This window comes from Curtobacterium citri (genome assembly GCF_030362955.1).
GTDB lineage: Bacteria > Actinomycetota > Actinomycetes > Actinomycetales > Microbacteriaceae > Curtobacterium > Curtobacterium citri.
The window spans coordinates 1-8,963 of record NZ_JAUCML010000018.1; the positions used below are offsets into that span (position 1 = coordinate 1).

The window sequence follows — 8,963 nt, forward strand, 5'->3', positions numbered from 1 at the left end:
TCACCACCCTCGACCACACCCTCGGCCGAGAAGTCCCGGTCCTGGTCCACCTCACCGGCGGCACCCGCACCGCACTCAGCCAGACCAGCTCCCGCGTCCAGTAGGAACCACACCAGGAGGACACCATGCGCAACCGCATCATCGTCATCGGGCTCATCGCCCTGATCGGCATCTGGATCGGCTCCCGGTCCAACCGTCCCGTCGTCAAGAAGACGAGCACTGCCGAGACCATCCGCAAGGCCTGGAACGACCCGCACGCGCGCAAGCAGCGCGCGAAGCTCCGCAAGAAGATCGAGAAGGCCGCCTCGCGCTGAGGCGGAACCGCACGACGGACGGGAGGCGCGGTGCAAGCTGGCACCGCGCCTCCCGTCCGTCGTTCGGTCCCGTCGGTCAGCGGGAGCGTGTGTCCGTGAGCGCGGCCGCGTAGGCCCGCACCGATCGGTTGTACCGGGGGAGTGTCGGCTCGACGGCCTCGATCGCCACCCGCAGTGCCTCGTCGACGCGGCCGGCGCTGTGCAGCGCGAGCGCCAGGAACACACGGGGAGCCGCACCCGTCGACGGGTGGTTCGGTGCGTCCCGCAGCATGGCGATGGCCTCGTCCACCCGCCCGAGGTTGCGGAGCGTGGACGCGTGCTGCACGACCATGCGCGCTGCTCGGTCGGGGTCGACCGTCGCGAGTCCCGCTGCCGTCGCCGCCGCGTAGCGCTCGTGTGCGTCGGCCTCGCGGCCACCGGAGTCGAAGGCGCCTCCGAGCTCGAAGGCACCGAGCGCCGGGTGCGGAGCGACCGAGGCGAGGTCGCGCATGCGGGCGATCCGTTCGTCGTCCCCGACCGCCGTGTCGTCCCAGAGTGCTGCGACGCGGTCCTCCCAGGCCGTCTCACCGTGCGTGTGCATGCCGACCACGCTACCGGCGGGCCGGTGGTCGCTCGGGGTCCCCGCCGACGCGTTCGGTCCACCGAACGTGGCGCGGCGGACGGTGCGGCCACCGGGATGCGAAGATGCATCGTTGCCTGCCGACACCGACGACGAGGAACGCATGGGACACGACGACGACGCCGCGCCGCTCCTCGACGGCCGGTACCGCATCGAGGGCGCCATCGGACAGGGCGGGATGTCGGTGGTCTACCGCGCCACCGACGAGGTCCTGCACCGACCGGTCGCCGTGAAGCTCTTCCACCCGGGCTCGGTGGACATCGCCCGGCAGGAGAGCGAGCTCGGCGTGCTCGCGGCCCTCGAGCACCACAACCTCGTCGGCCTGCTCGACGCCGGCGTGGTCACGGGTGCGGACGGCGGGTCGCAGCGGTTCATCGTGATGTCGCTCATCCTCGGCCAGGACCTCGAGGCCCGGCTCTCGGTGGGGCCGCTCGCGTCGCGGCACATCGCCGAGATCGGCTACGACATGGCCGAGGCGCTCGACTACATCCACGCCCACGGCGTCGTGCACCGGGACATCAAGCCGTCGAACATCCTGCTCGTCGACTACGGCAACGGCTCGGAGCGTGCGCGGGCCCGGCTGACCGACTTCGGCATCGCCCTGGCCGCTGGGGTCGAGCGGCTCACGGCGGACGGTGTGACGACCGGCACGGCCGCGTACCTCAGTCCCGAGCAGGCCCGCGGCGCGGACGTCGGCCCGGCGAGCGACGTCTACTCGCTGGGCCTCGTGCTGCTCCAGTGCTTCACACGACGTCGGGAGTTCCCGGGGTCGCTGGTGGAGTCCGCGATCGCGCGGCTCTCCCGCGACCCGGTCGTGCCGGAGCCGCTGCCCGAGCGGTGGAAGCACCTGCTCCGGGCCATGACCGCGCAGGACCCGTCCGCACGGCCGCTCGGCGGCCAGCTGGTCGCGATGCTCCGTGACGTCCTCATCGCCGAGACCGCGGACGAGGCGGCGTCGGGCTCCGCGGGCCCGGCGGTCGCCGAGCCCGCCGATCGGTCCGCTCCGGACACGGCCGGCAGCGGCACGGGCACGGGCACCGCGACCGGCACCGGCACGGTCGACAGCAACCGGCCCGCCACGCTCGACACGCTGCCCGAGGAGTCCCTCCAGCGCACCGTCGCGATGGCCGCCCGGCTCTTCGACGCGCCGATCGCCCTGGTCGACGTGCTCGACGAGGACCGCGAGTGGTCGCACTCCTGGATCGCCGACGGCGTCGACGAGGCCGCACGGAACATCAGTTTCCGCAACGGCTTCGCACCGGTGCCCGTGCCCGTCGTGATCCCGGACGGCTCCGTCCACCCGGAGATGCGGCAGAGCCCGCTCGTGACCGGCCCGCTCGGCATCCGCTTCTACGTGAGCGTCCCGATGCTCCGGCACGACGGCACCGCGGTCGGCACCCTGGCGGTCCTCGACGTCCGTCCCCGGGAGGCGACCGAGGCCGACCTGGCGAACCTCCGCGACCTCGCGGCGCTGGCCGTCACGCAGCTCGAGCTCCGGCAGGAGACCCTGCGCACCACGAGCGACTCGCTGCCCATCGACAGCGGCCGACCCGTCGACAGCGGCCGGCACTGACCGGGATCAGACCCCCGGCTGTCCCGCCGACCACCCCTGGGCGTGCTCGGCCTGCTCCGCAGTGAGCCGGGTCACGGCCCCGCAGTTGACGCACTCGTTCCGGTAGGAGCGGGAGAGCGGGACGAGCGGCACGAAGAACAGGCTGAGCTTGGTCGTGCGGCGGACGACCCGCTGCGCTGCGTGCACGCCGCACACCCCGCAGACGAACTGCACGACCGTGAGCAGGGTGTCGGTACCGCGGGTGCCGAAGATCAGGAACACGGGGCCGAGGCTACGCGACCGTGCCCGAGCGCACCGACGTCGGGTCAGATCGCGCGGCGTCGCACCAGCACCACGCTGTCGACGGTGTCGTGCCGTTCCCCGTCGGGACCCGTCGCGCTGCGCGGGCGGCCCTCGGCGACCACGACCTCCCAGCCGTCGTCGAGCCGGAGCGACGCGAGGTCCTCCTCCGGCGACGGGAAGCGGTAGGTGCGGAACGCCTCGGGCAGGTCGGCGTGCGGCGGTGCGGCATGGGCGGTGACGAGCAGGTGTCCGCCCTCGGCGACGAGGCCGGTGGCCCGGTGCAGGATCGCTGCGCGGGGGATCTCGACCGGCCACGACTGCAGGAACGACGCGGTCACCAGGTCGAACCGGCCGTCGCCGTCAGGCGCCCAGGTCGCGACGTCCGCGGCCACGAAGGACGTGCGTTCCCCGACACCGGCGGCCGCGGCGGCACGACGTCCGCGCTCCACGGCGGTGTCCGACAGGTCGACGCCCGTCGCGGTCCAGCCCTGCTCGGCGAGCCACACCACGTCGCCGCCCTCCCCGCAGCCGAGGTCCAGCGCCCGACCCGCACCGCGCGGCAGCGTCGGTGCCACCGCCGCGAGCACGGCGTTCACCCGACCCGACCAGATGCCGTCCCCGGCGGCGTACCGGGCCTCCCACCAGTCGCGGGCAGACGTCTCCTGATCGACCGTGCCGCCGCCGCGTGCCGTCCCGGCGTCCCCGGTGGCCGTGTGCTCGTGTGCCTGCATCCGCCCAGTGCACCGCGGACCGGGCGACTGGCGCAAGGGGCGTTGCCGGACCGGCAAACGGCGGGACCGACACCGGGGCGGACGGGAGGCGCGCGACCGGCCCGCCCCGCGCCTCCCGTCCGCCGCTGTGCACGACCGACCGCCGCAACGCCCGGTCCGGCCGCCGTCCCGTCCCGGTCCGTCCGATCTGCGCGGACGCTGGACGCGCCCCGCGTCCCACCGTCCACCCCGCGCGTACCGTCGCGCACACGACGAGATCGTCCGGTGTCCGCGGCACGCGGGGCTGCTCGGGTCGGGAGACCCGACGCCGAGGTCCCGGGACCGGGCAGGACGCAGGACGGTCGTGATGCAGGGAGCACGACATGTCGACGTACGAGTCCGACCACCGCGTCCAGCAGGTCCGGGTGACCACCTACCGCACGCTCCGCCGTGCCGCGCGTCGCGGGTGGGCGGTGCCGGACGGAGCGGTCACGCCGTCGCTCGCCGACCTCGCCCGTGTGCGCGGTCCGGGCCGCGGTGACCGCACGTGACCGTCGCCCCGCCTGCCGACCCCCCGACCGGGGCCTCGCGGCGGACCGCCGTCCACGAGGTCGTCCGCAGCGGCACCGACCCCGACGAGGCGCGGGACATCGCGGCGAGCGTGTACGGAGCGCGCGACGTCGTGTTCGGTCCGGACGCGCTCGACGGCGCCTTCGCCTTCCGGTACCGCTCGGTCGGTGACGGCTGGGTCAGCCTGCGGACCGCGTCCTCGTCGGCGCACGTGCGGGGGATCCTCGTGCCGGGGCGGCAGTACGTGCTCGCGTGGTCGGCGGACGGCGGCGTCGTCGTGGACCCCGAGCGCGAGGACGGCGTCACCCTGCGACCGAGCGTCCCCGTGATGCTCCCCGCCGGGCGCCCGTTCCGGGTGTCCGCGCCGGCCGGCACGGTGCACCTCGTCCACTTCCACGCCGACTTCCTCGAGGCGGTCGCGGTCCTCGGGGGAGCAGCACCGCCGGTCCCGCTCGCCTTCCCGGTCTCCGTGCCGTCGGTCCGGCTCGCACCGCTGCAGCGGACCCTCCGGGAGGTCGCCGGCCCGATGCTCGACGTCTCCGTCGCCGACGGTGCCCGCGCCGCGCTCGACTTGGTCGTGGCCGAGGCGGTCATCGACGCCTTCCACCCCGCACCCGACGGCGGGCTGCCGGACGTGCCGGTCGCCGCCCTCGACCGGGCCAAGGCCTACATGTACGCGCACTTCCTCCGACCGCTCACGGCGGCCGAGATCGCCGGGGCCGCCGAGATGAGCGTCCGGACCCTGCAGGAGACCTTCCAGCGGCAGGAGGCCACGACCCCCACCGACTTCCTCCGCGACCTCCGGCTGGCGAAGGCGCGGATCGCGCTGCAGCTCGCTGATGCCCGTGAGACCACCGTCGCGGAGGTCGCGCACTCGTGCGGGTTCCGGCACATGGGTCGCTTCTCGGGGTCCTACGCCGCGCTCTACGGGGAGCACCCGGGCGAGACCCTCCGCGGCCAGCGCCGGACGATCGCGGTCGCCTCGGCGGTCGAGCGGCCGGCCCGTCCGGATCCGCACGCCTCTCCGGATCCGCACGCCTCTCCGGATCCGCACGCCTCTCCGGATGCGCAGGCCTGTCCGGATCCGCAGGTCGGACGGGAGGCGCACGGCGCGTCCACCGCGCCCGCCCGGTCCGGTGCGAGGTCGCCTGGGTAGCGTGCAGGGATGCAGCCAGGAACGTCGCCCGCCACCGGTGCGGACAGCGTCGCGGTCGCCGTCCGCGGCACCGGCGCGCCGGTCCTGGTGCTGCACGGCACCCCGGGCGGCATCACCGCGGCGGACGCCATGGCACGGTTCCTGCCGTCCGACCGCTTCCGGGTCGTCACCGTCGCCCGGCCCGGGTACCCGGGCACGCCGCTCGTCCCGGGCCGGTCGTCGCTCGACGACGAGGCCGACCGCTACGCCGCCCTGCTCGACCGCACCGGCATCGACCGCGTCGCCGTGCTCGCGTGGTCCGGTGGCGGACCCGTCGCCTACCGCTTCGCGGTCCGCCACCCGGACCGGGTCCGCTCGCTCGTGGTCGCCGCCGGGCTCTCCGGCCGCTGGGCGCCGGAGCGACCGTCGCTCGCCGAGTGGGTCGTCGCGCACACGTCCTTCGGCGCCGCGGTCGCCGCGACGGCCGCCCGCGTGCTGCCGTCCGTCGTCGTCCGCACCGTCGAGGCGGGGGTCAGCTCCCTGCACGGACGCGCCCTGACCGCCCACGTGTCCGAGGTCGTGCACGACCTCCGCCGGCGCCGGGACGTGCTCGACCTGTCGACCAGCGGGAACGCGGGCGGCGCGTTCCGGCCCGGGTGGGACAACGACGTCCGGGTGCTCGGGGCGGTGGACGACCTGGAACTCGGTGCCGTCCGTGCGCCGACGCTCCTCGTGCACGGCGACGCCGACACCGAGGTGCCGTTCGGGCACAGCTCCCGTGCCGCGGCGGCCGTGCCGGACGTCGAGCTCGTGACTCTGCCGGGCGGCACGCACTTCGCCCTGTGGGACCACCACGACGCCCGGGCCGTGCAGGAACGGGCCGCCGAGCACCTCGCGCGAGACTGAGACGAACTCGAGACTGAGACGAACCGCAGGAACCGGGGGGCACTGCTCAGCCTGTGACCGGACCGTTACCAATACGTTGTCTTCCCGAGTCGTTCGGCCGACCCGGAAGGAACCATGGGACGTCACGCCCTGCCCGCAGCCCCCGACGCTGCCCGATCGGCAGCACCTGAGCCGGCAGCACCCGAGTCGTCGCCGTCCACACCGTCGGTTCCCGCGGAGCTGCGTCGTCCCCGTGGTCGTCGTGCCGCCCCTGACGCCACCGCCGACCGCGCGGTCCGCATGGAGAGCGCTCCGGCCCCCCGCGCGGTGCGCCGTCCCACGCCGCGCCCGCTCGCGTCGACCGCCGTCGCCGGCTCCGCGGTGCTGACCCGGACGGCCGTCCTTCGGGCCGAGCGCGCCGCCGACCCCCGCCACGTCCGTCGGGCCGTCAACGCCAAGCGGGCGGCGCTCCTGCTCGCGCCGGCGCTCGCCGTGACCTCGAGCCTGACGCTCGCCCTGCCGGCGGACGCGGCCCCGGCGACCTCGTCGCACGACCGGTCGCGTGACTCGTCGCTGACCACCGCGGCGGACGACGCGCAGTCCTTCACCGTCGCCCGCGACGTCGAGGTCCCCGTCGTTCGGACCGACGGCATCACCACCACGACGACCGTCGTGTCCTACCCGACCATCGTCACCAAGTACGGCGTCACGACGCAGCAGGCCGAGGACGCCATCTCGGCAGTCCTGTCCGCGGGTGGCAAGCGCGCCACGATCGTCTCGACCGCGCTGCAGTACATGGGTGACCCCTACGTCGAGGGCGGTGCGAGCCACGCGGGCATCGACTGCTCCGGACTGACGATGGTCGCGTACGCAGCTGTCGGCATCCCGCTCGTGCACTACGTGCCGTCGCAGGACGCGGTCGCCACGACCATCCCCGAGTCCGAGGCGCAGCCGGGTGACCTGGTGGTGTTCGACGACGAGGACCACGTCGGGATCTTCCTCGGCGACGGCATCGTGCTGCAGGCCCCGCACCCGGGCGACCCCGTCGACATCGTGCCGGTGTACCCGAACGCGCACCACTTCGCCCGCCTCCTGCCCGCGGGGGAGTGACCCGGCCGTCCGCCCGCCGGGGCGGACCTCGGGAGTCGAGCCGTGCCTCCCGTCCGCTGCCCGCCCGCACGCTCGTCGGCGGGCCGTTCCGTCGGCGTCCGCGGGGAGTTGCGCACCTCCCGTAAACTGGAGTGATGGCCACCGAGACCCGCACCCCGTTCGAGGAGCAGCGCTCCGCTCGTCCGCAGGTGCGCCCGCGCACCGAGGGCTGGACCCAGGCGCAGGACTCCGAGGGCCGACCCCTCCTGCAGTTCGCGTCGCCGAAGCGCGGCAAGCCGCCCGTGCACCTCGCCGACCTGACGGTCGAGGAGCGCGTCGAGAAGGTCAAGGAGCTCGGCCTGCCGGGCTTCCGCGCCAAGCAGCTCTCGACGCACTACTTCACGCACTACTCGTCCGACCCGGCGACGATGACCGACCTGCCCGCCGCCCAGCGGGAGGAGCTCGTCGCGGGCATGCTGCCGCCGCTCCTCACCGAGACCCGGCGCCTGGCCACGGACAAGGGCGACACGATCAAGTTCCTCTGGAAGCTGCACGACGGCGCCCTCGTCGAGTCGGTGCTCATGCGCTACCCCGGCCGCATCACGCTCTGCGTGTCGTCGCAGGCCGGGTGCGGGATGAACTGCCCGTTCTGCGCCACCGGCCAGGCGGGGCTCACGCGCAACATGTCGACGGCCGAGATCATCGAGCAGATCGTGCGCGCCAACGCCGCGATCGCCGCCGGGGAGCTCGGGGGTGACCCGCGCAAGGGCGGGCAGGACCGCGTCGACGCCGAGCGCGTCACGAACATCGTCTTCATGGGCATGGGGGAGCCGCTCGCGAACTACAAGCGCGTGATCGAGGCGGTCCGCACGATGGTCGCCCCGCAGCCGCACGGCCTCGGCATGAGCGCCCGCGGCATCACGGTGTCGACCGTCGGACTCGTCCCCGCGATCAAGAAGCTCGCGGACGAGGACATCCCCCTCACCTTCGCGCTCTCGCTCCACGCGCCGGACGACGAGCTCCGCGACGAGCTCATCCCGGTCAACTCGCGGTGGAAGGCCGACGAGGCGATCGATGCCGCGTACGAGTACTACGCGAAGACCGGTCGTCGCGTCTCCATCGAGTACGCCCTCATCAAGGACATGAACGACCACGCCTGGCGTGCGGACCTGCTGGCGGAGAAGCTCAACGCCCGGGGCAAGGGGTGGGTGCACGTCAACCCGATCCCGCTCAACCCGACGCCCGGCTCGGTGTGGACCTCGTCGGAGCCCCACGTGCAGGACGAGTTCGTCCGCCGGCTCAACGCGGCCGGCGTCCCGACGACCCTGCGCGACACCCGCGGCAAGGAGATCGACGGCGCCTGCGGTCAGCTGGCTGCGGCCGAGTAGGCGAGCGGTCGGATCGCCGGGTGGCGGTCCCACCCGGACAGTCCGTTCCGGACTGGGGGCGCGGTGCGAGTTTCGCACCGCGCCTCTCGTCGTTCCCGGCCCCGGTCGTGAGCGCCGGTACCCCGACATCCGCGAGCCCGCGGGGAAGTCGGGGGACGACACGCCCGGGCGGTGGGCCGGTTCGCTGCACCCCCGGGGCGTGTGTAGAGTAATCACTCGTTGCCGCTGAGGCGGAGAACGGATCGGCCGGAAGGTCGTCTCCGAGTCTCGCCCGGGCAGCGAACTTCCAGCCCCTCTGATGATGATCGTGTTCTGCGGTCGGAGTGGGGGGTGCGTCTGGTCCTTGAGAACTCAACAGCGTGCACATTGTCAATGCCAATTTATTGACCCCGTTGCCT

The 8,963-nt window shown here is 73.8% G+C and carries 10 protein-coding genes; 7 read left to right on the forward strand and 3 right to left on the reverse strand.

What is annotated here, in order from left to right; genetic code table 11:
* Nucleotides 1–125 precede the first annotated feature (125 nt).
* Nucleotides 126–314, forward strand: a complete 189-nt coding sequence (locus QUG92_RS16970) for a hypothetical protein (RefSeq protein ID WP_289460070.1) — start codon at nucleotides 126–128, stop codon at nucleotides 312–314.
* A 76-nt stretch (nucleotides 315–390) separates the two neighbouring features.
* Here QUG92_RS16970 and QUG92_RS16975 read toward each other — a convergent pair whose 3' ends face one another.
* Nucleotides 391–894 (reverse strand): tetratricopeptide repeat protein, encoded by a 504-nt coding sequence (locus tag QUG92_RS16975; protein ID WP_289460071.1) that lies wholly within the window; start codon nucleotides 892–894, stop codon nucleotides 391–393.
* A gap of 112 nt (nucleotides 895–1,006) precedes the next feature.
* On the opposite strand from QUG92_RS16975, the gene QUG92_RS16980 reads away from it, so the two are divergent.
* Nucleotides 1,007–2,506, forward strand: coding sequence for a protein kinase domain-containing protein (locus QUG92_RS16980; protein ID WP_289460072.1), 1,500 nt, complete (start codon nucleotides 1,007–1,009; stop codon nucleotides 2,504–2,506).
* A 6-nt stretch (nucleotides 2,507–2,512) separates the two neighbouring features.
* Here the strand turns inward: QUG92_RS16980 and QUG92_RS16985 are convergent, their stop codons facing one another.
* Together QUG92_RS16985 and QUG92_RS16990 are read right to left on the reverse strand one after the other, a co-directional pair.
* The gene (locus QUG92_RS16985) at nucleotides 2,513–2,767 is read right to left on the reverse strand and encodes a zinc-ribbon domain-containing protein (RefSeq protein WP_069713630.1); all 255 of its coding nucleotides are present in this window, start codon (nucleotides 2,765–2,767) and stop codon (nucleotides 2,513–2,515) included.
* Between the two features lie 44 nt (nucleotides 2,768–2,811).
* Entirely contained in the window at nucleotides 2,812–3,519 is a 708-nt protein-coding gene (locus QUG92_RS16990) for a class I SAM-dependent methyltransferase (RefSeq protein WP_289460073.1), read from the reverse strand.
* Between the two features lie 362 nt (nucleotides 3,520–3,881).
* Between QUG92_RS16990 and QUG92_RS16995 the strand changes: the two genes are divergently transcribed.
* From QUG92_RS16995 to rlmN, 5 genes are all read left to right on the forward strand, one after another.
* Nucleotides 3,882–4,049 carry a hypothetical protein gene (locus QUG92_RS16995; RefSeq protein ID WP_182048080.1) on the forward strand — a complete coding sequence of 56 codons (168 nt, stop codon included), beginning with the start codon at nucleotides 3,882–3,884 and terminating at the stop codon, nucleotides 4,047–4,049.
* On the forward strand, nucleotides 4,046–5,224 hold the full coding sequence (locus tag QUG92_RS17000) for a helix-turn-helix transcriptional regulator (protein WP_289460074.1): 1,179 nt from the start codon (nucleotides 4,046–4,048) through the stop codon (nucleotides 5,222–5,224). Before QUG92_RS16995 ends, QUG92_RS17000 begins: the two co-directional genes overlap by 4 nt.
* Nucleotides 5,225–5,233: 9 nt before the next feature.
* Complete coding sequence (locus QUG92_RS17005) at nucleotides 5,234–6,109, forward strand: alpha/beta fold hydrolase (protein ID WP_289460075.1); 876 nt, start codon at nucleotides 5,234–5,236, stop codon at nucleotides 6,107–6,109.
* 279 nt (nucleotides 6,110–6,388) lie between these two features.
* Nucleotides 6,389–7,198 carry a C40 family peptidase gene (locus QUG92_RS17010; protein WP_289460076.1) on the forward strand — a complete coding sequence of 270 codons (810 nt, stop codon included), beginning with the start codon at nucleotides 6,389–6,391 and terminating at the stop codon, nucleotides 7,196–7,198.
* A 134-nt stretch (nucleotides 7,199–7,332) separates the two neighbouring features.
* Nucleotides 7,333–8,565, forward strand: coding sequence for a dual-specificity RNA methyltransferase RlmN (gene rlmN / locus QUG92_RS17015; protein WP_069713634.1), 1,233 nt, complete (start codon nucleotides 7,333–7,335; stop codon nucleotides 8,563–8,565).
* The last annotated feature ends 398 nt before the right edge of the window (nucleotides 8,566–8,963 follow it).